Origin of the sequence: Mesorhizobium sp. M0522 (assembly GCF_040321085.1) — a bacterium.
Lineage (GTDB): Bacteria > Pseudomonadota > Alphaproteobacteria > Rhizobiales > Rhizobiaceae > Mesorhizobium.
The window spans coordinates 92,700-115,859 of the sequence record NZ_JAMYQW010000021.1 but is presented as its reverse complement, the minus strand read 5'-3'; the positions used below and the strand labels follow the sequence as shown (position 1 = coordinate 115,859).

The 23,160-nt window shown below is 63.7% G+C and carries 19 protein-coding genes and 1 pseudogene; 10 read left to right on the top strand and 10 right to left on the bottom strand.

All coding sequences use genetic code 11. The features are described from left to right. Positions 1-222, bottom strand: a 222-nt coding sequence (locus NKI58_RS21700; protein ID WP_352853742.1) for a helix-turn-helix domain-containing protein, incomplete at its 3' end; no start/stop codon positions are given. Between the two features lie 343 nt (positions 223-565). Here NKI58_RS21700 and NKI58_RS21695 point away from each other — a divergent pair. The 4 genes from NKI58_RS21695 to lpdA all read left to right on the top strand — a co-directional run bounded on the left by NKI58_RS21695 (position 566) and on the right by lpdA (position 5,856). Beyond that, a complete protein-coding gene (locus NKI58_RS21695; RefSeq protein ID WP_352782661.1) occupies positions 566-1,798 on the top strand; it encodes a thiamine pyrophosphate-dependent enzyme in 1,233 nt (410 codons plus the stop codon). A 2-nt stretch (positions 1,799-1,800) separates the two neighbouring features. Next, a complete protein-coding gene (locus tag NKI58_RS21690; protein WP_352620911.1) occupies positions 1,801-2,814 on the top strand; it encodes an alpha-ketoacid dehydrogenase subunit beta in 1,014 nt (337 codons plus the stop codon). A 9-nt stretch (positions 2,815-2,823) separates the two neighbouring features. Beyond that, positions 2,824-4,218, top strand: coding sequence for a dihydrolipoamide acetyltransferase family protein (locus NKI58_RS21685; protein ID WP_352620913.1), 1,395 nt, complete (start codon positions 2,824-2,826; stop codon positions 4,216-4,218). 243 nt (positions 4,219-4,461) lie between these two features. Continuing rightward, entirely contained in the window at positions 4,462-5,856 is a 1,395-nt protein-coding gene (gene lpdA, locus NKI58_RS21680; RefSeq protein WP_352620915.1) for a dihydrolipoyl dehydrogenase, read from the top strand. Between the two features lie 169 nt (positions 5,857-6,025). Here lpdA and NKI58_RS21675 read toward each other — a convergent pair whose 3' ends face one another. Then, positions 6,026-7,129 carry a saccharopine dehydrogenase family protein gene (locus NKI58_RS21675; protein WP_352782666.1) on the bottom strand — a complete coding sequence of 368 codons (1,104 nt, stop codon included), beginning with the start codon at positions 7,127-7,129 and terminating at the stop codon, positions 6,026-6,028. Between the two features lie 123 nt (positions 7,130-7,252). Here NKI58_RS21675 and NKI58_RS21670 point away from each other — a divergent pair, with 123 nt between their 5' ends. From NKI58_RS21670 to NKI58_RS21660, 3 genes are all read left to right on the top strand, one after another. After that, complete coding sequence (locus tag NKI58_RS21670; protein ID WP_352620919.1) at positions 7,253-7,681, top strand: Lrp/AsnC family transcriptional regulator; 429 nt, start codon at positions 7,253-7,255, stop codon at positions 7,679-7,681. 187 nt (positions 7,682-7,868) lie between these two features. Continuing rightward, a complete protein-coding gene (locus tag NKI58_RS21665) occupies positions 7,869-8,234 on the top strand; it encodes a RidA family protein (protein ID WP_023675940.1) in 366 nt (121 codons plus the stop codon). Positions 8,235-8,256: 22 nt separating this feature from the next. Further along, positions 8,257-9,486, top strand: a complete 1,230-nt coding sequence (locus tag NKI58_RS21660) for an amidohydrolase/deacetylase family metallohydrolase (protein WP_352826763.1) — start codon at positions 8,257-8,259, stop codon at positions 9,484-9,486. 155 nt (positions 9,487-9,641) lie between these two features. Here NKI58_RS21660 and NKI58_RS21655 read toward each other — a convergent pair whose 3' ends face one another. From NKI58_RS21655 to NKI58_RS21630, 6 genes are all read right to left on the bottom strand, one after another. Then, positions 9,642-11,420 carry an NAD(P)-binding domain-containing protein gene (locus tag NKI58_RS21655; protein ID WP_352782672.1) on the bottom strand — a complete coding sequence of 593 codons (1,779 nt, stop codon included), beginning with the start codon at positions 11,418-11,420 and terminating at the stop codon, positions 9,642-9,644. Between the two features lie 139 nt (positions 11,421-11,559). Continuing rightward, on the bottom strand, positions 11,560-13,593 hold the full coding sequence (locus NKI58_RS21650) for an aldo/keto reductase (protein ID WP_352782675.1): 2,034 nt from the start codon (positions 13,591-13,593) through the stop codon (positions 11,560-11,562). 56 nt (positions 13,594-13,649) lie between these two features. After that, positions 13,650-14,747, bottom strand: coding sequence for an ABC transporter ATP-binding protein (locus tag NKI58_RS21645; RefSeq protein ID WP_023675944.1), 1,098 nt, complete (start codon positions 14,745-14,747; stop codon positions 13,650-13,652). A gap of 8 nt (positions 14,748-14,755) precedes the next feature. Continuing rightward, positions 14,756-15,622, bottom strand: a complete 867-nt coding sequence (locus tag NKI58_RS21640; RefSeq protein ID WP_023720571.1) for a carbohydrate ABC transporter permease — start codon at positions 15,620-15,622, stop codon at positions 14,756-14,758. Next, positions 15,619-16,479 carry a carbohydrate ABC transporter permease gene (locus NKI58_RS21635; protein ID WP_254817930.1) on the bottom strand — a complete coding sequence of 287 codons (861 nt, stop codon included), beginning with the start codon at positions 16,477-16,479 and terminating at the stop codon, positions 15,619-15,621. The genes NKI58_RS21640 and NKI58_RS21635 overlap by 4 nt, the downstream gene beginning before the upstream one ends. A 205-nt stretch (positions 16,480-16,684) precedes the next feature. After that, positions 16,685-17,956 (bottom strand): extracellular solute-binding protein, encoded by a 1,272-nt coding sequence (locus NKI58_RS21630; protein ID WP_352782678.1) that lies wholly within the window; start codon positions 17,954-17,956, stop codon positions 16,685-16,687. 106 nt (positions 17,957-18,062) lie between these two features. Here NKI58_RS21630 and NKI58_RS21625 point away from each other — a divergent pair, with 106 nt between their 5' ends. Further along, positions 18,063-18,935, top strand: coding sequence for a helix-turn-helix domain-containing protein (locus NKI58_RS21625; RefSeq protein WP_352570094.1), 873 nt, complete (start codon positions 18,063-18,065; stop codon positions 18,933-18,935). Positions 18,936-18,944: 9 nt separating this feature from the next. On the opposite strand, the gene NKI58_RS21620 is transcribed toward NKI58_RS21625, so the two are convergent. Next, positions 18,945-20,183: a M24 family metallopeptidase gene (locus NKI58_RS21620; RefSeq protein WP_352853740.1), complete on the bottom strand. Its 1,239-nt coding sequence runs from the start codon at positions 20,181-20,183 to the stop codon at positions 18,945-18,947. A gap of 188 nt (positions 20,184-20,371) precedes the next feature. Beyond that, complete coding sequence (locus tag NKI58_RS21615) at positions 20,372-20,710, bottom strand: hypothetical protein (RefSeq protein ID WP_023675950.1); 339 nt, start codon at positions 20,708-20,710, stop codon at positions 20,372-20,374. A gap of 437 nt (positions 20,711-21,147) precedes the next feature. On the opposite strand from NKI58_RS21615, the pseudogene NKI58_RS21610 reads away from it, so the two are divergent. After that, a pseudogene (locus NKI58_RS21610) lies at positions 21,148-21,455 on the top strand (ferritin-like domain-containing protein); the annotation flags it as partial. A 489-nt stretch (positions 21,456-21,944) separates the two neighbouring features. After that, on the top strand, positions 21,945-23,159 hold the full coding sequence (locus tag NKI58_RS21605) for a glycosyltransferase family protein (protein WP_352450264.1): 1,215 nt from the start codon (positions 21,945-21,947) through the stop codon (positions 23,157-23,159). Position 23,160: the final 1 nt, after the last annotated feature.

The window sequence follows — 23,160 nt, the reverse complement described above, 5'->3', positions numbered from 1 at the left end:
ACGCACCGCAAGGGCCGCCGCTTCCACCTCCGGCGCGCTGCGCGCCGGGCTCGATCGTGGCCGCCGCGACTGTTCGACCAGCCCAGCCTCCCCCTCGATCCGATAGCGCGAAAGCAGCTTGTGGCCACAGGTCCGGCCGATACCGAAGCGCTGGCACAGCACGCTTACATTCGCTCCTTTCGCCGACGCCAGCCTTACAAACTCCAGCTTCTGCTTTATCACGCTTCTGTCCTCGAATGGCATCCCGAACCCCCTCGCGCAAAAGCGCAAAACTGTTCGCGATGTCCTCGCACATCTGTTCGCGATGTCCCCAGTCCAAACAAAGGGGAGAAGGAGGTGCTCGCGCCGACCAACCCGACGCATTGCCTTATCTGGCGGGAAACCCGGCGCAATCATCTCCCAAATTGCGCGCCGGCGCGGAAGGTCGACAAGAAATTTCGCCGACATATCTCCATCCTGTCTGCCGCGGGCAGCAGCCAGCGGCAGCGAAGCCTCGCCCGACGAATTGGCACTGGTCTGGCGGTGTGCAAATATCCTAGCCGGGCAACAGTGGAGGACCGAGATCATGGCCGATGCCGGAATGCTGCGCTTCCATGTTCCGGAACCGGAAGTGCGGCCGGGCGGGACGCCGGATCTCTCCAATGTGAGCATTCCAAAAGCTGGCTCGGTGCCGCGCCCGAAGATCGACGTCGACCCGCGCGACATCCGCGATCTGGCCTTCTCGATCATTCGCGTGCTCAACCGCGCCGGCGAGGCGGTCGGGCCTTGGGCAGGGCTGCTTTCGGACGACGAGTTGCTGGAGGGGCTGCGCCATATGATGACGCTGCGCAGCTTCGATGCGCGCATGCAGATGGCGCAGCGCCAGGGCAAGACCTCTTTCTACATGCAGCATCTCGGCGAAGAGGCAGTGAGCTGCGCCTTCCGCAAGGCGCTGTCGCGGGGCGACATGAATTTTCCGACCTATCGGCAGGCCGGCCTGCTCATCGCCGACGGCTACCCGATGGTCACGATGATGAACCAGATCTATTCGAACGAGGCCGATCCGCTGAAAGGGCGGCAATTGCCGATCATGTATTCATCGAAGGAGCACGGCTTCTTCTCGATCTCCGGCAATCTGGCGACGCAGTACATCCAGGCGGTCGGCTGGGCGATGGCCTCGGCAATCAGCAACGATTCAAAGATCGCCGCCGCCTGGATCGGCGACGGCTCGACCGCCGAGTCCGACTTCCATTCGGCGCTGGTGTTCGCCTCGACCTACAAGGCGCCGGTTGTGCTCAACGTCGTCAACAACCAGTGGGCGATCTCGACCTTCCAGGGCATCGCCCGCGGCGGTTCCGGCACTTTTGCCGCCCGTGGGCTCGGCTTCGGTATTCCGTCGCTGCGCGTCGACGGCAACGACTATCTCGCCGTCCATGCGGTGGCCAAATGGGCGGCGGAACGGGCGCGCAGCAATCTCGGGCCGACGCTGGTCGAATACGTCACTTACCGCGTCGGCGCCCATTCGAGCTCCGACGATCCGTCGGCTTACCGGCCGAAGGCCGAGTCCGATGCCTGGCCGCTCGGCGACCCGATCGTCAGGCTGAAGAACCATCTCATCCAGCGCGGCGTCTGGTCGGACGAACGCCACGCCCAGGCCGAGGCGGAAATCCTCGACACGGTGATTTCGGCGCAGCGGGAGGCCGAGCGCCATGGCACGCTGCATGCCGGCGGCAAGCCCTCGGCGCGCGACATGTTCGAGGGCGTCTATGCCGAGATGCCGCCGCATCTCAGGCGCCAGCGCCAACAGGCAGGGGTCTGACCATGCCGCGGCGGACCATGATCGAGGCGATCCGCGACGCCATGGACGTGTCGATGGCGCGCGACGAGCGCGTCATCGTGTTCGGCGAGGATGTCGGCTTCTTCGGCGGCGTCTTCCGCTGCACGCAAGGCCTGCAGGCGAAATACGGCAAGGGCCGCTGCTTCGATGCGCCGATCAGCGAATCCGGCATTGTCGGCGCGGCCATCGGCATGGCCGCCTACGGGCTGAAGCCTTGCGTCGAGGTGCAGTTTGCCGACTATGTTTATCCGGCCTATGACCAGATCGTCTCGGAGGCGGCGCGGCTGCGCTACCGGTCGAACGGCGATTTCACCTGCCCGATCGTGGTCAGGATGCCGACCGGCGGCGGCATTTTCGGCGGCCAGACCCACAGCCAGAGCCCGGAGGCGCTGTTCACCCACGTCTCCGGCCTGAAAGTCGTGGTGCCCTCGAACCCGCATGACGCCAAGGGCCTTTTGATCGCGTCGATAGAGGATCCGGACCCGGTGATCTTCCTGGAACCGAAGCGGCTTTATAATGGGCCTTTCGACGGTCATCATGAGCGGCCGGTAACGCCATGGTCGAAACATGAGCTCGGCGAAGTCGCCGACGGCCATTACACGGTGCCGCTCGGCAAGGCGGTGATCCGCAGGCAGGGCGCGGCAGTCACCGTGCTTGCCTACGGCACGATGGTCTATGTCGCCCAGGCGGCGGCCGAGGAGACCGGCATCGATGCCGAGATCATCGATCTGAGAACGCTGCTGCCGCTCGATCTCGAGACGATCGTCGCCTCGGTCAACAAGACCGGGCGCTGCGTGGTCGTGCACGAGGCGACGCTGACATCGGGGTTCGGCGCCGAGCTGTCGGCCCTGGTCCAGGAGAACTGCTTCTACCATCTGGAAGCGCCGGTGGCGCGGGTCACCGGCTGGGACACGCCCTATCCGCATGCGCAGGAGTGGGACTATTTTCCCGGTCCTGCCCGGCTAGGCCGCGCGCTGGTCGAAACGATGGAAGCCTGAGGGGGGACGATGGGCGAATATGTCATCAAGCTGCCCGATGTCGGCGAAGGCGTAGCCGAGGCCGAGCTCGTCGAATGGCAGGTCAAGGTCGGCGATCTCGTGCGCGAGGATGCCGTGCTGGCCGCTGTCATGACCGACAAGGCGACGGTCGAAATTCCTTCGCCCGTCGATGGCGAAATCGTCTGGTTGGGCGCCGAGATCGGCGACACGGTGGCGATCGGCTCGCCGATTGTCAGGTTGAAGGTGGCGGGCGAGGGTAATGTCAGGGATGCTGCGTCGCAGGCCACTGAGGCGGGCGCCAAGAATACCCCCACCCCTAACCCCTCCCCACAAGGGGGAGGGGGACGTGCCGCAACCTCCAAGGCCGAACCCGAGACCGCTCCACGATCATCTGGAAAAACACCAACACATAAGGGACTAAGTGCGGCGGGTGGCGAATCCCCCTCCCCCTTGGGGGGAGGGGTTAGGGGTGGGGGTACTGCGCCGGCTTTCGGGGGTATAGCGCCGGTCGGCGCGCCGCGCCCCGAGGGAGAAAAGCCACTGGCCTCGCCGGCTGTCCGCCTCAGGGCGAAAGAGGCCGGCATCGACCTTCGGCAGGTCCCGGGAACCGGCCCAGCCGGCCGCATCCGGCACGAGGACATCGACGCCTTCCTGGCACGCGGACCGCAGCTCGCGAAGGCCCCTGGCCTCGCCCGCAACGAGACGGTCGAGGACATCAAGATAGTCGGGCTCAGGCGAAAGATCGCCGAGAAGATGACGCTGGCCAAGTCGCGCATCCCGCATATCACCTATGTCGAGGAGATCGACGTCACCGCGCTCGAGGATTTGCGCGCCGCGCTCAACAAGGAGAAGCGGCCGGGCGCGGACAGGCCGAAGCTGACGCTGCTGCCGTTCTTGATGCGGGCGATGGTCAAGGCAATCGCCGACCAGCCCAATGTCAACGCACTGTTCGACGACGAAGCCGGCATCGTCCACCAGCATGGCGGCGTCCACATCGGCATCGCCGCGCAGACGGCTTCCGGGCTGATGGTGCCGGTGGTCAAGCACGCCGAGGCGCGCGACATCTGGGACTGTGCAGCCGAGGTTGTCAGGCTGGCCGAGGCGGCAAAATCCGGCACGGCGACGCGCGACGAGCTCTCGGGCTCGACCATTACCATCACTTCGCTGGGCGCCATGGGCGGCGTCGCGACGACGCCGGTGATCAATCATCCGGAAGTGGCGATCGTCGGCGTCAACAAGATGATGGTGCGGCCGGTATGGGACGGCAGCCAGTTCATCCCGCGCAAGATGATGAACCTGTCCTCCAGCTTCGACCACCGCGTCATCGACGGCTGGGACGCGGCGGTGTTCATCCAGCGGATAAAGACGCTGCTGGAGACGCCGGCGCTGATTTTTGTGGACTGATGAGATGAACAGAGGATCGCAGGGGCGTGAGATGAGAGCAGTAGCGATCCTTCGCGCCCCCCTCTGCCCTACTGGGCATCTCCCTCAAGGGGGGAGATCGGCCGTCATCCCGCCTTTCGCCAATCTCCAGCTTTGCAGGACTAAGCCGAACGCGAAAGCTGCCAATCTCCCCCCTCGAGGGGGAGATGTCCGGCAGGACAGAGGGGGTGTTGCCCCGCCGGCTCGTCGAACTAAGGTGCAATGATGAAGGAAATCTCCTGCAAGCTGCTGGTCATCGGCGCCGGTCCGGGCGGCTATGTCTGTGCCATCCGCGCCGGGCAGCTGGGCATCGACACAGTGATCGTCGAGGCAGGCAGACCGGGCGGCACTTGCCTCAATGTCGGCTGCATCCCGTCAAAGGCGCTGATCCATGCAGCCGAAGAGTTCGAAAAGCTCTCGCACATGGCCGGCGGCAAAAGTCCACTCGGCATAACGGTCGCGGCACCGTCGCTTGATCTGGCGGCGACCATTGCCTGGAAAGACGGCATCGTTAGCCGGCTGAACAACGGCGTCGCCGGCCTGCTGAAGAAAGCTGGCGTGAAGACGGTGCATGGCTGGGCGACATTTCGCGACGGCAAGACCGTTGCCGTCGAGACCGAGATCGGCATGCAGGTGATCCGCGCCGAAACGGTGGTGATAGCGACCGGCTCGGCGCCGGTCGAGCTGCCATCGCTGCCGTTCGGCGGTCCGGTCATTTCGTCGACCGAGGCGCTGGCGCTGAGCGAAGTTCCGGAGAGGCTGGCGGTGGTCGGCGGCGGCTATATCGGGCTGGAACTCGGCATCGCCTTTGCCAAGCTGGGCGCCAAGGTGACCGTGGTCGAGGCGTTGCCGCGCGTGCTGGCGCAATATGATGCGGAACTGACCCGGCCGGTGGTGAAGCGGCTGGCCGAACTCGACATCGAGGTGCTCGTGAACGCCAAGGCCAAGGGGCTGTCCACTAAGCGCGACGCGCTGCTGGTCGAGACGAATGGCGGCAAGAACGGCAAGATCGCTGCCGACAAGATGCTGGTCACGGTCGGTCGCAAGCCGGTGACCGAAGGCTGGGGGTTAGAGCAGATCGACCTCGACATGGCCGGACCCTTCATCCGCATCGACGACCAGTGCCGCAGCTCGATGCGCGGCATCTTTGCCATTGGCGACGTCACTGGCGAGCCGATGCTGGCGCATCGGGCCATGGCGCAAGGCGAAATGGTCGCCGAGATCGTCGCCGGCCACAAGCGCAGCTGGGACAGACGAGCGATCCCGGCTGTCTGTTTCACCGATCCGGAGCTGGTCACCGCAGGCCTGTCGCCGGAGGAGGCCAAGACCCGTGGCGAGATCAAGGTCGGACTGTTTCCCTTCACCGCCAATGGCCGGGCGATGACGAAGTTGGGCGAGGACGGATTCGTCCGGGTAGTGGCGCGGGCGGACAACCATCTGGTGCTTGGCATCCAGGCCGTCGGCCAGGGCGTGTCGGAACTGTCGACGGCCTTTGGGCTGGCGCTGGAGATGGGCGCGACGCTGGAGGATATCGCCGGGACGATCCATGCCCATCCGACACAGGGCGAGGGTTTTCAGGAAGCGGCGCTGAAGGCGCTGGGGCGGGCGGTGCATGTCTGAGGGCTCGCGCTCTCCCCCCTTGAGGGGGAGATGGCCGGCAGGCCAGAGGGGGTCGGTTCGACTGGATGCGACCTCCCTTGCGACAGATGGAGGTTGGCGCTCTACGCGAGGCGACCCCCTCTGTCGCCTTCGGCGACATCTCCCCCTCGAGGGGGGGAGATTACGCAGCTCACCCCGCAAGCCGGCTAACCATTTCGTGCTGCGCATAGGCGCGGCCGAAGCGGTTGGCCAGGAACGCGTCGAGCGCGATGTCCTCCTGCTTGATGAAACCTCTTGCCGGCAAGGTGCCGTCGGCGAGCATGTCGAGCACCGCGCAGATCGCCGATGCGGTGGTGATCTGGATGGCGCTGCGCACCGTTTCGCCGTCGCGCCTGGCGTAGATCTTGTTGGCGTAGGTTTCCTGCAGCAGACGGCCGTTCCTGCGGCCGCTGACGGTGACGAAAACGATGACCACGTCCTGCAGCGTCGCCGGCAGGGCGCTTTCAAAGATGTCCTTCAGCACGTCGCGGCGGTGCCGCAGGCCGAGGTCGTTGAGCAGCGCCTTCATGATCGCGGCGTGGCCGGGATAGCGAATGGTGCGGTAGTTCAGCGTGCGCACTCTGCCCTTCAGCGTTTCCGCCAGCGTGCCCAGCCCGCCCGAGGTGTTGAACGCCTCATAGGTGACGCCGTCGAGCGAGAATTCTTCACGCTCCTCCAGCGGCGGCACTTCGATCAGCTCGCCTTCGACGATCGCCTCGCAAGGCTCGCAATATTCGTTGATGACGCCGTCGGTGCTCCAGGTCAGATTGTAGTTCAGCGCATTCGACGGGTACTGCGGCAGCGCGCCGACCCGCATGCGCACGCTTTCCAGCGTGTCGAAGCGGCTGGCGAGATCGTTGGCAACGATCGAGATGAAGCCCGGCGCCAGACCGCATTGCGGAATGAAGGCGCTGCTGCCGGAACGAGCCAGTTCCTTGACCCGCCTGGTGCTGACGACGTCCTCGGTCAGATCGAGATAGTGCACGCCGGCGCTGGCCGCCGCCTCGGCGATGCGCGTGGTCAGATGGAAAGGCGCGGCGCTGAGCACCGCGAATTTGCCGGCCAAGGCCGCTTCGAGGGTGCCGGCGGCCTCGATGTCGAGTTCCAGCGTCTCTACGCCGGCCGGCAGTTCGGCCGCGCCGAGCTGCGCCGCCGAGCGGTCGATGAGCGTGACATGGTAGTTGCCCGTGGAAGCCAGCATCTCGGCAATGGTCGAGCCGATCTTGCCGGCGCCGACGACGATGATTTCCTTCATGACCGGTCCCTCGCACCAATGCTAAATTCACGGTTAGAATCGCAGCTTGCCTGTCGAAAGGAAGCGTGAGATTGTACGAAACGCAGCCTCTCTTTGGGCAAGATGCCGGTAAGGTTCGTCGAAATGCTCAGCGATGCCGACCAGGCTCTGCTTTCCCTGCTGCGCACCAATGCGCGCGCCTCGACCGCCGAACTGGCGCGGCGGCTGGGCGTCTCACGAACGACGGTGCAAAGCCGGATCGAGCGGCTGGAACAGCGCGGCATCGTCGCCGGCTACGGGGTCAGGCTGTCGCCGGATTACGAGCAGGGGCTGGTCAGGGCGCATGTCCTGCTCACCGTCACCCCCAAGCTTGCCGACAAGGTGGTGCGCAGCCTGCAGGCGCTGGCACCGGTTCGCACGCTGCACTCGGTCAGCGGCAATTTCGACATGATCGTCATCGTCGAAGCGCCGTCGATCAGGGATCTCGACACGCTCCTCGACCAGATCGGCGCCATGGACGGAGTCGAGCGCACGTCGTCGTCGATCATCCTGTCGACGCGGATCGACCGCTGAGCGGGCTGGTGTCGCGGGTCCAGACGCTGGCGCGAAGGATCACCGAGCGCAGTGATCGTTCTGGCGCTCTCGCGGCAAAGCGATATAGGCTTCGAAAATGTTGGATGAGACTCGCAGAGAGGCCGCGTCCTCTCGCGCCAAGCTGACAAGTCGCGCGGTCACGCAACGATTTCCAGAGGAGGCCTCCTTGCCCAAGCAGTGTTTTGGAAAATCCCATGTGCCGTTGTCGCCGGCGGTCAGGGCCGGCGATTTCGTCTATGTCTCAGGCCAGGTGCCGGTCGGCACAGACGGGCTGGTGGTCAAGGGCGGCATCGCCGAACAGACCGAGCAGGTGCTGTCGAACGTCAAGGCGGCACTGGCGCTGGCCGGCTGTACCCTGGACGACGTAGTCAAGACGACGGTCTGGCTCGAAGACGCCCGCGATTTCGGCATCTTCAACACCGTCTATGCCAGGCATTTCCCGAAAGACCCGCCGGCGCGCACGACAGTTGAGTCGCGGCTGATGATCGACATCAAGATCGAGGTCGAGGCCGTTGCCTACAGGCCGGCCTGACGGGAAAGTGGAGACAGGCGCGATGCAATTCGATCTCCTGATAAAAGGCGGCCGCCTCATCGATCCGGCCTCCGGCCTCGACGCGCAGCGCGATCTGGCGATTGCCGACGGCCGTATCGCCGCGATCGACACCGAAATCCCTTTCGAACGTGCCGCCCGCGTCATCGATGCCACGGGCTCGATCGTCGCGCCGGGCCTGATCGACCTGCACAGCCATGTCTATTGGGGCGGCACGTCGCTCGGCGTCGATGCCGACCGGCTCGCCGCAAAGAGCGGCACCACCACCTTCATCGATGCCGGAAGCGCCGGCGCCGGCAATTTCCTCGGCTTTCGCCGCCACATCATCGAGCGCTCGAAAGTCCGCATCCTGGCCTATGTCAACATTTCCTTTGCCGGCATATTCGGCTTCTCGCAGACCGTGGCGGTCGGCGAGTGCAGCGACCTCCGGCTCTGCGAACCGCGCGAGACGGTAGCGGCGGCTCGCGAGCACGCGGACGTGGTTGTCGGCGTCAAGGTCCGCTCGGGTCGCCATGCCGGCGGCACCAGCGGCATCGCGCCGGTCGATCTCGCGCTCGAAGCCGCCGACAAAGCCGGCCTGCCGCTGATGGCGCACATAGACGAGCCGCCGCCGGGCCGCTCGGAAGTGCTGCCGCGGCTGCGCAAGGGCGACATCCTCACCCACTGCTTCCGGCCGTTTCCCAACGCGCCGGTCTTTGCCTCGGGGGCGGTGCGGCCAGATATGCGGCTGGCGCGCGAGCGCGGCGTCATCTTCGACATCGGCCACGGCATGGGCTCGTTCGATTTCGAAGTGGCGAAAGCGATGCTCAGCGAGGGGCTGGCGCCGGACGTGATCAGCAGCGACGTGCATCTCTACTGCGTCGACGGGCCGGCCTTCGACATCCTGGTCTGCATGTCGAAGCTGCTGGCGCTCGGCATGCCGCTGGTCGAGGTGCTGCGCGCCGCCACGCAGCGCCCTGCCGAAGCGATCGCCAGGCCCGATCTCGGCAGGCTTGCGGTGGGTGCGGTCGGCGACATCGCGGTGTTGCGGCTGCGTCCGGGCCGCTTCACCTTTGTCGATTCGGTCGGCGCCTCGCTGGTCGCCGAGCAAAGGCTGGTCTCGGACGGAATCGTGGTCGGCGGCAGCTGGTGGCCGAACGAGGCGGTGGACGATCTCGGCGAAACCGAGCGTTTCGAAGCGCATGCGCACGACACGCATGTCGAGGTGGCGAGCCGGCATTTCGGGCGTGGGTGATCTCCCCCCTTGAGGGGGAGATGTCGCCGAAGGCGACAGAGGGGGTCGGTTCGACCGGGCTCGTCTTCCTGCAACGGATGGAGGTTGGCGCTCGACGCGCGGCGCCCCCCTCTGGCCTGCCGGCCATCTCCCCCTCAAGGGGGGAGATCACAGCTTCACCGCGGCGCCCCATAAACCGGCGTCGCAATGCCTTCCATGCGCGCCTTGATCTGCAGCGCGACGTACTTCGAATAGAAGCGCGACAGCGCCAGATTGCCGCCGTGGAACCACAGCGCTTCCTGTGCCGTCGGCTTCCACATGTTGCGCAATTCGCCTTGCCACGGACCCGGGTCGCCTTTCACGCCCGAGCCAATCCCCCAGCACGGGCCGACCTTGTCGGCGACTTCGCGCGAGACGATCGCCGCCACGGTTTCGTTCATCGAGAGGTAGCCGGTGCAGGCGATGATTGCGTCGGCCGCCAGTTCGGTGCCGTCGTCGAAGAGGATGCCTGTCTGCGTCAGCGACTTGATCCCGACGCCACTGCGGATGCCGATCTCGCCGTCGATGATCAGGTCGCAAGCGCCGACATCGATGTAGAAGCCCGAGCCGGTGCGGTAGGCCTTCATCAGGAGCCCGGTCTCGTCGTCGCCGAAATCGATCGCGAAGCCGGCGCCGCGCAAGCGATCGTAGAAGGCCGCGTCGCGCGCCTTGATGATGTCGTAAAGCGCCCGCTGGCCTTGCGGCAGCAGCGCGAACGGCGTCGAGGCGACGATCATGTCGGCTTTTTCGGTGGTGATGCCGTGGGCCAGCGCCTTTTCCGAAAAGATCTCGAAACCGATCTCCATCAGCGTGTCCGACTTGACCACCGTCGTCGGCGAGCGCTGGACCATGGTCACCTCAGCGCCGCTCTCCCAGAGGTCGACGCTGACGTCATGGCCGGAACTTGCCGCGCCGATGACGGCGACCTTTTTGCCGCGGAATTTCTCGCCGCTGGAATACTGGCTGGAATGCAGGATTTCGCCGTCGAAGACCTCGGCGCCCGGCAGGTCGATGCGCCTGGGCGGGCCATAAGCACCGGTTGCAAAGACGATGTGCCTGGGTTTCAGCGTGATGCGCTCGCCGGCGCGGTCGAGCTCGACCGTCCAGACCTTTTCGGCGTCGTCATAGGACGCGCTGACGCATGTCGTGGAGGTCCAGTAGTTGAGCTCCATGACGCGCGTATACATCTCCAGCCAGTCGCCCATCTTGTCCTTGGGCGTGAACACCGGCCAGTTCTCGGGAAACGGGATGTAGGGCAGATGGTCGTACCAGACCGGGTCGTGCAGCACGAGCGAGCGATAGCGATTGCGCCATGAATCGCCGGGCCGTGCATTCTTCTCGATGATGATGGTGGGCACGCCGAGCTGCCGGAGCCGGGCGCCCAGCATGATGCCGCCCTGGCCGCCGCCGATAACCAGGCAGTAGGGCTGTTGGCTAACGCCGAGGTCACGCGCCTCGCGGCGCCTCGCCTCCAGCCAGGTCTCGCGTTCCGGATCCGCCTTGTGGCGGACGCCCAGCGCCCGCGCCGGGCCCTTGCGCTCCTCCAACCCCTTGAGATCGCTCATCGCCGTAAACAGCGTCCGGCACTTGCCGTCCCTGAGGCGCATGACGCCTTGACCCCACGCCGATGACGTCTCGAAAGAAAACCAGGCCTCGATCGTGCCCTCGTCCGAAGTCGCTTCGCCGCTGAGCTGCCACTGGGCAGGCCTGGTTGTTGCCAGCGTCGCCGCCAGCATGTCGCGGATCGCGGCGCGGCCCTCCATCGTCTTGATGTTCCAGGTGAAGGTCAAGAGATCGCGCCAGTAGCAGTCCTCGACGAACAAATTGGTTGCGGCCTCGACGTCGCCGGCCTCGAGCGCCCGGGCAAAGGAATCGAGCCAGGTGGCCGCCTGTTTCGTCGGTGCGATGTCGAGCATCTGTCTTCCCTAACTTCCAGTGACCTTTGCGCTGCCCTCATTCTTACCCTTTCCCGGTTCTTTGCGGGAGAGGGTGAGGGCAGCGCAAACAGTCCGGAAGCTAAGGGCGCAGCGTAGGCCGAAGCGACTGCCGCTGCCGTCAGGCCCGCGCGCGGGCCTGATCCGAACCGCTATCCAGCCATGCAAGATCGTCCGGCGAAAGTGAAATGTCGAGCGCCTGGAGGCTGTCTTCCAATTCGTCGAGCGTGCGCGGCCCGATCAGCGGGATGGACGGAAACGGCTGCGCCAGGACATAGGCGAGCGCGACGTGGATCGGGCTTTTGCCCAGCCGTTTGGCGAGCTCGATGGCGCGGTCGCGACGGCCGAAATTCCTCTCCGAATACCAGACCCGGACCAGCTCCTCATTGTCGCGCCGGTCGCGGCCGGCGCGGTCGGTGAAGAAGCCGCGGCCCTGGCTCGACCAGGCGAAATTCGGCATCTGCCGGGCGGCGAGCCAGGCCTTCCATTCGTCGCTGGAGGAGGTGACGCAGCCTGCCCAGATCGGCTCCAGCATTTCGGCCAGCGAGAAATTGTTGGAAAGCGCGCCGGGCTTCTGCTTGCCGGTGCGCTCGGCATAGGCAATCGCCTTGTCCATGCGTTCCATCGTCCAGTTCGAGCCGCCGAACGGACCGCGAATGCGGCCGGCCTTGACCTCGCGATCCATCGCATCGACGAACTCGTCGACCGGCACGTCCGGATTGTCGCGGTGCATGAAATAGACGTCGATATGGTCGGTCTGCAGCCGTTCGAGCGACTGGGTGAGCTGCTTGCCGATGACGTCGGGATAGCAGAGCGGCGAGTGCGCGCCCTTGCCGATGACCACCGACTGCTCGCGCACGCCGCGGTTCTTCAGCCACTGGCCGAGCAGCGTCTCGGTATAGCCGGAACCGTAGACGAAGGCGGTGTCGAACAGATTGCCGCCGGCCTCGAAATAGGCATCGAGCAGAATGGCGCCCGACGAAAAGGTGCGGAAATCCTCGAAGCCGAGCGCCAGGCACGAGGCCGGCCGCGGCAGGCCCGGAATGCTGCGCTTGGGGATGGCGGTTCCGCCGGAGCGCAGCTTCCGTCCGGAGATCGTGTTGACGCGCTTTGCCGGTTTCTCGATGTCGTATTCGAGCCCGATTGCGGCCCGCCATTTGTCGAGCACGCGCAGATTGCCGAGACTGTCGGCCCAGCCCATACCGGGCCAGGCGAACTCCTGCTTTCCGCCGAGAATGGCCTCGCCGGCGGCGTCGACCTCAAATGCGTACAGCCAGCCGTCCTCCGTGACCTCGACCACCTCGGTGTCACCCGGACGGATGATGCGGATTTCGCCGGTGCCGCCTTGCTGGCCGCCGGCATACCAGAAATCCGCCACCTCGATGCGGCCTTTGCTGCCGAGAATACGCAAGACATTGTCCTGAGCGAGCGAGATGCTGCAGGACACTTCCGCGACGATGCCGCCCGGAAAATGCAACAGCGCCGACGCCCATTCGTCGACGCCGGATTGGCCGAGATGCGCAGCGCCGACGACTTTGTCCGGCTCGGCGAAGGGCTTTCCCGCCGCGGCGCCGGCAATCAGCCGCGCCATCGAGACGGGATAGCCGCCGACATCGAGAATGCCGCCGCCGGCGAGATCCTTGGCGTAGAGACGGTGCTCCGGCATGAAGCCCGGCATGGCGAAGCCGAAGCTGGATTTGATCATCTTGATGTCGCCGATCGCGCCGGCCCTGATCAGCTCGACCAGCCTGGCCGTCTGCGGATGCAGCCGGTACATGAAGGCTTCGCCGAGAAAGGTGCCGGCCTTGCGCGCGGCATGGATCATGGCGTCGGCTTCGAATGCGGTCAGGCCAAGCGGCTTTTCGCAAAGCACGTGCTTTCCGGCCTCGGCCGCCTTTATCGCCCATTCGGCATGGCTCGGATGCGGCGTCGAAATATAGATCGCGTCGACATCCGGATCGCCAACCAAAGCCTCGTAGCCGTCCAGGATGCGAGCGCCGGGGAAAGCCTCGGTGAGCCCCGCCTTGCCGGGATTGCGCGCCCCTAAGGCGACCAATGTGCCGGTGCGCGAATGGGCGACGCCCCCGGCAAAAGCCTTGGCGATGTTGCCGGGCCCGAGAATGCCCCAGCGAACTTTTTCTGGTTTGGACGTCATGTCAAATCTCCGTGGGGTGGCCGCGAGCAATCGCGATCGGACAAAAGAAAGATGGGTTAGCGAATGCGTGCGCCGGTGGCGTCGAAGAGAAGCGAGCGGTCGGCTTTGATCGACACCACCAGGTCGTCGCCGTTCGCGCGATGCCGCGAGGCCTCGCGCTCGATGATCAGTTCCTCGCGTCCGCCCCCGGTACCGGAATTGGCATAGACATAGCTCACCGATCCCAAGTGCTCGGCGACGTCGGCCTTGAGGGTAAGATCGCAATCGCCCTGGCCGGCGTCGAAGAAATGCTCCGGCCGCACGCCAAGCACAACATCGCCGCCTGTTGCAGGCAAGGCATCGGAAAGCGGCTTGCGCAGTCGCGCGCCGCGATGATTGACCAGTTCGACGACCGCCGCACCGTTGTCGGCCCCGACCATTTTTGCCGCCAGGAAGTTCATTTTCGGCGAGCCGACGAAGCCGGCAACGAAGCGGTTGGCGGGGTCGTCGTAGAGATCGAGCGGCGCGCCGATCTGCTCGATATTGCCGGCGTTGAGCACGACGATCCTGTCGGCCAGCGTCATCGCCTCGGTCTGGTCGTGCGTCACATAGACCATGGTAACGCCGAGTTCCTTATGAAGGCGCGATATCTCGACGCGCATCTGCACCCGGAGCTCGGCATCGAGATTGCTGAGCGGTTCGTCGAACAGGAACACTTGCGGCTCACGCACGATGGCGCGGCCGATGGCGACGCGCTGGCGCTGGCCGCCCGACAATTGCCGCGGCCGCCGCTTCATCAGCTCGGCGATGCGCAGGATTTCGGAAGCCCGCTTCACCCGCCGCTCGGTATCTGCCTTGGGGTTGCCGGTCATTCTCAGGCCGAAGCTTAGATTCTGCTCGACCGTCATGTGCGGATAGAGCGCGTAGGACTGGAACACCATGGCGATGCCGCGATCGGCCGCCTCGACGTCGTTCACCACCTTGCCGCCAATGGCGATCTCGCCGTCGCTGATGTCCTCGAGCCCGGCGATCATCCGAAGCAGCGTGGACTTGCCGCAGCCGGAAGGGCCGACGAAGACGACGAATTCGCCGTCATCGATGTCGATATTGGCGCCGTGGACGATCTCGAAGACGCCGAAGCGCTTGATGACGTTTTTGAGTGTGACTGCCGCCATGCTGATCCTTACTTGATGGCGCCGGCGGCGATGCCGGCAACGAAATGGCGCTGCAGAAGCACGAACACGACGAGCATTGGCGCCGTCAGCATCACCGCGCCCGCCATGATGCCGCCCCAGGACACCTTGGTGAGACCGATCAGCGTGCCGAGCGCCACGGGCGCGGTCATTGCGCCCGGCTTGGAATTGATCAGCAGCGGCCAGAGATAGTTGTTCCAGGAGGCAAGGAAGAGGATGATGGCGAGCGCCGCCAGCATCGGCCGCGCCAGAGGCAGTGCGACGAACAGGAATATCCGCCATTCCTTGACGCCCTCGACCTTGGCGGCGTCGAACAGCTCGTGCGGCATCATCGAAAAACTCTGCCGCATGAAGAGCACGCCCAGCGAATTGAACAGCGGCGGCACGATCAGCGCCACCCAAGTGTTGGCGAGCTTGAAGTCGCGCGCCACCATGATGAATTGCGGGATCAGCACGACCGCATAGGGCAGCGTGATGGTGCCGAAGATGATGGCGACGACCATGCCCTTGCCGAAGAAGTTGTAACGCGCCAGCGCCCAGCCGGCCATCGAGGTCAGCATCACCGACAGGAAGGTATAGGTCACCGCCACCGAGACGGAGATGCCGATGGCGCCGATGAAATTGGTGCCGCGCTGCAGATTGCTGACATTGTCGAGGAAATTGCCATGCGGCAAAAGCTCGATGTCGGGGCTGAAGATGCCGTTGTCGGGCATCGTCGAAAAAACCACCATCATCCACAGCGGAAACAGCCAGACCAGCGCCAGCGGCGTCAGGAACAGATGCAGCGCGATGCTGCGTCCCAATCTGGCCTGGGAACGGCTGACCCGGGAATGGCTGATTGGGGAGCGCGAGGTCATTTCGGTTCCCTCGTCAGCCATATCTGCACCAGCGAAATGGCAATCGCCAGCCCGGCCATGGTGTAGGCGACGGCCGAAGCGTAGCCGAAATTGAGCGACCGGAAGCCCTGGCGGTAAAGCAGCAGCCCGAGCGTTTCGGTGCCGCCGCCCGGCCCGCCGCGCTCGGTGATCAGGAAGGGCTCGGTGAACAGCTGCATGGTGCCGATGATCGACAGCACGGCGCAGAACACGATGATCGGCTTGAGCAGCGGCAGCGTGATGTAGAAGAACTGTTTGACCTTGCTGACCCGGTCCAGGGTCGCCGCCTCGTAGACATCCTCGGGAATCGACTGCAGGCCGGCGAGCAGGATGATGGCGTTGTAGCCGGCCCAGCGCCACGTCACCGCCATCATGATCACCGCCATCGCCGGGGTGACGTTGGTAAACCAGTCGACACTGGGCAGGCCGATGCTGTTCAGCAATTTGTTGATGATGCCGTAGTCGAGATTGAACATCAGCCGGAAAACCGCCGAATAGGCGACCTCGCCGACCACGACCGGCGCGAAGAAGGCAAAGCGGAACAGGCCACGGGCCTTGAGCAGTGGCGAATTCAAAAGCACCGCCATCACAATCGCCAGCGAAATCATCACCGGCACCTGGATGACAAGGATCAGCAATGTGTTCTTCAAGGCATTGAAGAAGGCCGGATCGCCGATCAGCCGGCCCCAGTTGAAGGTCGGCGCGAAGCGCCACGGCACGGTGCGCGTCGCCTGGAACGAGATCAGGAAGGAATCGATGATCGGCCACAGCCAGAAGATCGAAAAAATCAGCAGATACGGCGCGAGGAAGCGATACGCCGTGGCGTTCTGGTAGCGCATCGTTTTCCTCCTTTCTGCTTTCAAGTTCTTGCCTTCTCCCCTTGTGGGAGAAGGTGGATCGGCGCGTAGCGCCGAGACGGTTGAGGGGTGATGGCCGGAGTGCCGCCGGCGCCAAGCTGGAGCACCCCTCATCCGTCGCCTTCGGCGATACCTTCTCCCACAAGGGCAGAAGGGGAGCCGCGCGCTCGGAGCCGCCTCGTCTAGATCACGACTTGACCGGCAGGCCGGTCGCCGCGGCGATCTGGCTTGCGGCATCGTCGAGCGCTGCCTTGGCGTCGGGATAGCCGCCGGCCAGATATTTGGTCTGCACCGCGCGGATGATGATTTCGGCGTCGCTCTGGAACGGCGTGCCGCGGCTGGGGACGACCTTGGGCAAGGTGCCGAGGATGTCCTTCCACACGGCTTGGCCACCCCAATAGGGCAGGCCTTCGGAGACATAAGGGTCGTTGAGCGCCGAGATCAGCGACGGCACCAGGCCGAAGCCTTTCAGCATGGTGATCTGGCCCTCATTCGTCGCAAGCGTGTATTTCAGATAGGCGTAGGCGGCTTCCTTGTTCTTCGACACCGAGGTGATGGCGAGCGAGGAGCCGCCGAGATTGGCGGCGCGCGGACCGTCGGCGGTCAGGCTCGGCATCAGATAGACGCCCCATTTGCCTGCCCCATCGGGCGATTCGGTGCGCACGGTGCCTTCATACCAGCCGCCATACATCTGCGTGGCGACCTTGCCGGCGGTGTTGTTGGTGATCTTGGTGCTCCAGTCGGCAGAGGAAATGATGCCGGCGTCCTTCATCTCCTTGATCTTGGTCATGGCATCGACGCATTTGGGCTGGTTGACCGTGATCGATTGCCCGTCGGCGGAGAAGTAGGCGCAACCCTGCTCGTTGGAGATCATGCGGAAGAATTCGGAATCGCCGTTGAAATCGGCGTTGGTCATCGTGACGCCGGGATTGGCGGCCTGGATTTTCTTGGCGGCGGCGATGAAATCGTCCCAGGTCTTGATCGAGGACGGATCGACGCCAGCCTTCTCGTAGAAGTCGCGGCGGTAGAACATCGCCGCTGGACCGGAATCCCAGGGCATCGCATAGGCCTTGTCGTCAACCTCGAGCTCGGTACGCTTGAAGTCGGGGAATTTTGCCTGGTCTTCCGCGGTGTAGCCGAGCGTATGCAGGTCGACGAAGCAATCCGGGAACTGGCTCCAGTAGTTTTCGGCTTCGCCGTTCTCGATCGTAACGATGTCAGGCAGCCCCTCGCCGCCGGCGGCACAGCCGGCGATCGATTTGTCGTAGGTCGGCTGGTTGCCAAGGTCCTCGACCGTCACCTTGATGTCGGGATACTGCTTGTTGAAGCCCGCTATGGTGGCCTTCAGCGACGAAGCGGCGATATTCCAGCTCCAGATCGTGATTTCACCGGACTGCGCAAAGGCCGGGCTGGAGCCCAAGGCAAGCGCGAGCGCGGCGCAGGTCAATTTTATGCGCATTGAAATCCTCCCATTTCAGTTGCTCTCTGTTTGCGAGCGTGGCTAGACTAGGCCTCGGGAAAGCCTTGTCCGCGACAAAGGGAATAAGAAATGAGCGGAAAGTAAGATGCCGGAAAGGCCGTTTTACCAGCCTGGCGCCAGCAGCGTGGAGGGCCTGCCGCTGCTGCTGCAGATGTTCCACACCCAGCCCCTGGTGATGCTCAAGCCGCATTGGCACGCCCAGGTCGAGGTGAATTTCATCGTGCGCGGCGCCGTGCATTACCGTATGGACGGGCACGAGCTTTCGCTCTCTGCTGGCGACATGTGTCTGTTCTGGGGCGGCCTGCCGCACCAGATGGACGAAGCCTCCGACGATGCCATCTATGCCGGCGCGCATTTGCCGCTGGTGCATTTCTTCCGGCTCCATTTGCCCGTCGAGGTCCGCAACAGACTGATGACCGGGGCGACGCTGGTGACCGACGCCACCGACCGGTCGGACGACCACAATTTCGAGCGCTGGAACCGCTATGCCCGCTCCGGCGACCCGGTCAAGGCCGAGCATGCCGTCAACGAGCTTTTGCTGCGGCTGGAGCGGGTGCGCTTCGAGCCTTACCGGCTGGTGCCCGAAACCCCGGTCGAACAGGAGATAGGCAGTCCCTTCGATCAGCAATCGCTGCGCAATGTCGGGCGCATGTGCGACTTCATCGCCGAGAATTTCCTCTACGAGATCGATTGCGTCGATATCGCCGCGGCGGCCGATATCCATCCCAAATACGCCATGAGCATCTTCAAGAAATCGACCGGCATGACGCTCAATGAATATGTGAATTTGCTGCGCCTCAGCTACGCGCAGGCGCTGCTGATGCATCAGGATGCCAATGTGCTGCGCGTCGCCATGGAATCGGGCTTCGGCTCGCTCAGTGCCTTCAACAAGTCGTTCCGCAAGCTTTCCGGCATGTCGCCGTCGGATTTCCGCAGGGGCGTGGCCGGCGCCAGATAACGGCTGGATTCAAGCGATAATATCCAGGCGCCTCGGCAGGCGGTTCATCGGCGACGGCCCGTTGGCGGTGATCAGGAACTGGTCCTCGAGATTGAAGCTGGCGAGACCGTCGATGTAGAGCGGGATCTCGAATGCCAGCACCATGCCGGCCTCGATCACGACAGTGCTGTCGGCCGAGATGAACGGCCATTGCTCGGAAAACACGGAATTGCCGACGCCGTGGCCGAAATGGCCGCGGCGATAGGAACGCAGGCCCTGGCGCGCCAGGCTTTCGCTGGCGGCGCGATGCACGGCGGCTAACGGCTTTCCGGGCATAAGCGCGACAAGCCCGTCGGCGAAGGCGCGTTCGGCTATCGCATGCAATTCGGCCTGTTCGGGCGACGGCGGCCCGAAGGTGAAATTCCGCGACATATCCGAGGCATAGCCGTTCACGCTGCACACCATGTCGGCCTTCAGCGGATCGCCGGCGGCGGCGACGGCGTCGGCGCCTTTTGGGCGAGCGCCCAGCGTGACGTATTCCGCCGTCGAGATTTGCTGCGACGACCCGGCGGCTGCATCCGCGACGCCTTGCCGGTAAAGCGCGACCAGCTCAGACTGACGCATGCCGGTCGTCGCATGCTGCTGCAGCCGCGACAGGCCGGCTTCCGACAGGGCGATGCCCTGCTGCAGAAGGTCGATCTCGCTCTGCGATTTGATTGCCCGCAGCCTGTCGAGAACCGGTGAGCCGTTGACCAGGGCAGTGCCCGGCAACATCGCCTGCAGCGCGGAAAAATCGCTGGCCGAGACGAAATCCAGCTCGATGCCGAGCGTCGCACGCTCCAGCCCGAATTCTGTAAAGGTCGTTTTCAGCTCGCGGACGGAGCGGGCAAGCTCAAAGGTCGCCGGACGTGAAAAACCGGGAGCGCGGCCAACCAGGCCGGCCTCGATGCGCTGCGCAACAGGCCGGTCAGCCGTCGCCGGCTCGAGCGACGCCGATTCGATCCAGATCGCATGCGTGCGCAGCACGGCGCCGGCCATCGCCGCCCGGAGCCGGGCAGCCTGGAAATCCGCCACCACGACGCCGATCGGCAGGTCGCCTCGCTTGGGAATAACGACGAAACCGGCGCCGGCCCGCCGGAACAGGCCGGCCGGGCCGATCCAGGCACCGGTGGCATATTGGAACGCCTCGGGCTCGCAAAGCACCAGCGCCTCGATGCCGGCGCGCTGCATCAGGTCAGTTGCGCGCTCGCGGTCGACAAAGCCGGTCATGGGATCTCCTCGAATGCACTCGAATCCGACGCCGATGCGGCGGCGTTTGGCCTTAGCGTAGCTTCAGTGCCGCCGTGGAGCAGCTTTTTTCTGGAAGCGCTGTTCACCTTGAGAGTTCGTCGTCGGGAAACGAAAAAAGCCGCGGCGAACCACGGCTTTCAACGCGACGAGTGGTCTGTTTCGAATGCTTACTCGGTTTCGTCGGAAGTGTCGTCGGCAGTGTCTGCCGCGTCTTTCGCGGCCTTCCTATCCAGCGCTGCCTGCAAGGCCAGCGTAGCCTGCGGTGAGGCCGGTGTCGTGGCAACGACCGCCATTGCATGAGCAACGCCGGTCGTCGACTTGTCCTTGGCCGCGGCGGAAGTGGCGGCTCCGTGTCCCTGCGAGCCGGCCCCAGCCGAGTTTCCGCCGTTACCGTTGCTGCCGCCATTGCCGTTGCCATTGCCATTGCCCCCGGGAGCAGCGAGTACCGGAGATGCGACAAGGGTGAGAGCGGCTACAGTCGCGAATAGACAGGTGCGCGTTTTCATAGTTCCTCCTTCGAGTCGCCCTCCCGCCAGGATGGGTTTCAGATGAAAAACGTCAGGACTTTCGAATCCGAAAGTCGGCTGTTACCTAGCTTTGTTCAAATACAGTATTCTACAAGACGGACCTTGGTCCGAAATCGATACGCAAAAGTCCTGAATTTTATCGACAGCGTACTTCGGACGACCGCAGCGGCGGGATTTTTGCTGCCGGCAGATCCGGCGCCGCTACAGCGCAGTGTGCGTCGGCTGACATCAGGCTAGGGTCGAGGAAACCTAGCTGCTCGGCCATCGGTGAGATCATTCAAGGTGATTGAGGAACATTCCACATTTCGTGAAGTTGGGAGCGCAGGCGCGCTTTTGAGGTGCCAAGAAGTTGGGAGCGCAGGCGCGCTTTTGAGGTGCCAAAATGTTTGATGCCGGCGGGCTTTTGGGAGGAAGCCATGATCCGCGTCACGCCTGCATTTCGTGTTTCGCGCCGCCGCGCGTTGCAGTTTGGCCTGGGAGCAACGCTCGCTTCGGCCACCGGCCTTGCCCCGGTTTCCCGGGCCTATGCGCAGGATGAGGTCAAAGACGAAGACATTTTTTTCCGGTTCGCCCTCAATCTCGAATATATATGGAAGCCGAATATTACCTGCGCGGTACAACCGGAAAAGGGATCGAAGACTCGGATGCTGGCCCGAAGGCCGGCGCTGTCGTCGGCGGCAAACAGGTCAGCTTTGACACGCCTGCAATCGGCGAGTTCATGCGCCCATGGCGTCCAAAAAGCTAGTGAGTTCAATTGGCTCGCCCGAAAAGGGTCGAACTCCTGACCCCTAGATTCTGGTCTGAGAAGTCAAGATATAGGCGGTTCGAACGTGTCCCCTACTCCGTCAACGCTCCGGCTTCCCACCGCCAAGGCACATCATGGTTTAGGGGCTTGGCTTAGACGCTCGAAGTGAAGTACCCAGCCCATACCTATTCTATTCTGGAGTCTCCACGTTGATCGTAGCGGTCAAGGCCGCCGAGAATCCGAGATGGTCAATACCAGTGAAATGATGCAGGTTCTTCTGGACCACGTGGCAAGCAGGCCGCTGAGCAGACGTAGCTTCCTGGTTTCAGCATATGGACCCTCTTTGTAATACGAATTGAAAATTGCGCCCTCATGTTTCAGAACAGGTCGGTAGACCCGCGAGGATGATTTCGAATCCTGCGGGTCGCTCACGGTCCTCAAGGCGAGAATTCTAAGAGACGTTCAACAATGACCCAGCACGCAGAAAACGCTCGAATTCTCATGTACAGCCACGACACGTTCGGGCTCGGCCATTTGCAGCGCTGCCGGACTATCGCGCATTCGCTGGTCGAGGATTTCCGCGGACTTCAGGTGCTTATCATTTCGGGTGCGACTATCGCTGGCGCCTTCGACTACCGCGCCCGTGTCGACTTCGTGAAGATCCCCAGCGTCATCAAGCTGCGCAACGGCGAATACACCTCGCTGGAAAAGGACATCGATCTGCATGAGACGCTAAGGATGCGCCAGTCGATCATCCGCCATACAGCTGAGACCTTCCGGCCGGATATCTTCATCGTCGACAAGGAACCGCTCGGCCTGCGCGGTGAGATTGAGGACACGCTGTCCTACCTCAAGACGCGGGGCACCACGCTGGTGCTTGGCCTGCGCGAGGTGATGGATGCGCCGCATCTGCTCGAAGCAGAGTGGGCACGCAGAGACGTGATGCGCAAGATAGGCGTCTTTTACGACAAGGTCTGGGCCTATGGTCCGCCGGATTTCTACGATCCGCTGACGGGCTTGGATGTGCCCCCGGCTGTCAGGGCAAAGATGAGGTTCGTCGGTTTCCTGCAACGGAGCCTGCAGCGGAACGAGTTGCCCGGCCACCGACCCGAGGGCGACTATATCCTCGTTACTACCGGTGGCGGCGGTGACGGCGCCGATCTGATCCACGACGTCATCGATGCCTATCAGCAGGATCCGCAATTGCAGCATAGAGCCCTGATCGTGCTTGGGCCTTACATGCCGGCGCGCAAGCGCAACAAGCTGCTCAAGAAGGGGTCCAAGATCCCCTACATCAAGATCATCGAGTTCGACAACCGTATGGAAGACCTGATTGCCGGCGCCAAGGCGGTAGTGGCGATGGGCGGCTACAACACCTATTGCGAGATACTGTCTTTCGACAAGCCGGCGCTGATCGTGCCGCGCGTCGAGCCCCGCCGGGAACAACTGATCCGCGCACGGCGCGCAGCCGAACTCGGCCTCATCGAGATGCTTTTGCCTGAAGAAGCCGAGGATTCCCGGCGGTTTGCTGATGCACTGAAGGTGCTGCCGGACCGGCCCCGCCCATCGCAGAGCAATCCGCATCTGACGCTGGAAGGGCTGCCTCATATTTCCGAAATCGTCGCGGAACTGCTCGACCGGCGGGCCGGCCATCACCTTTCGGTCATTGAAGGAATGACCTGAG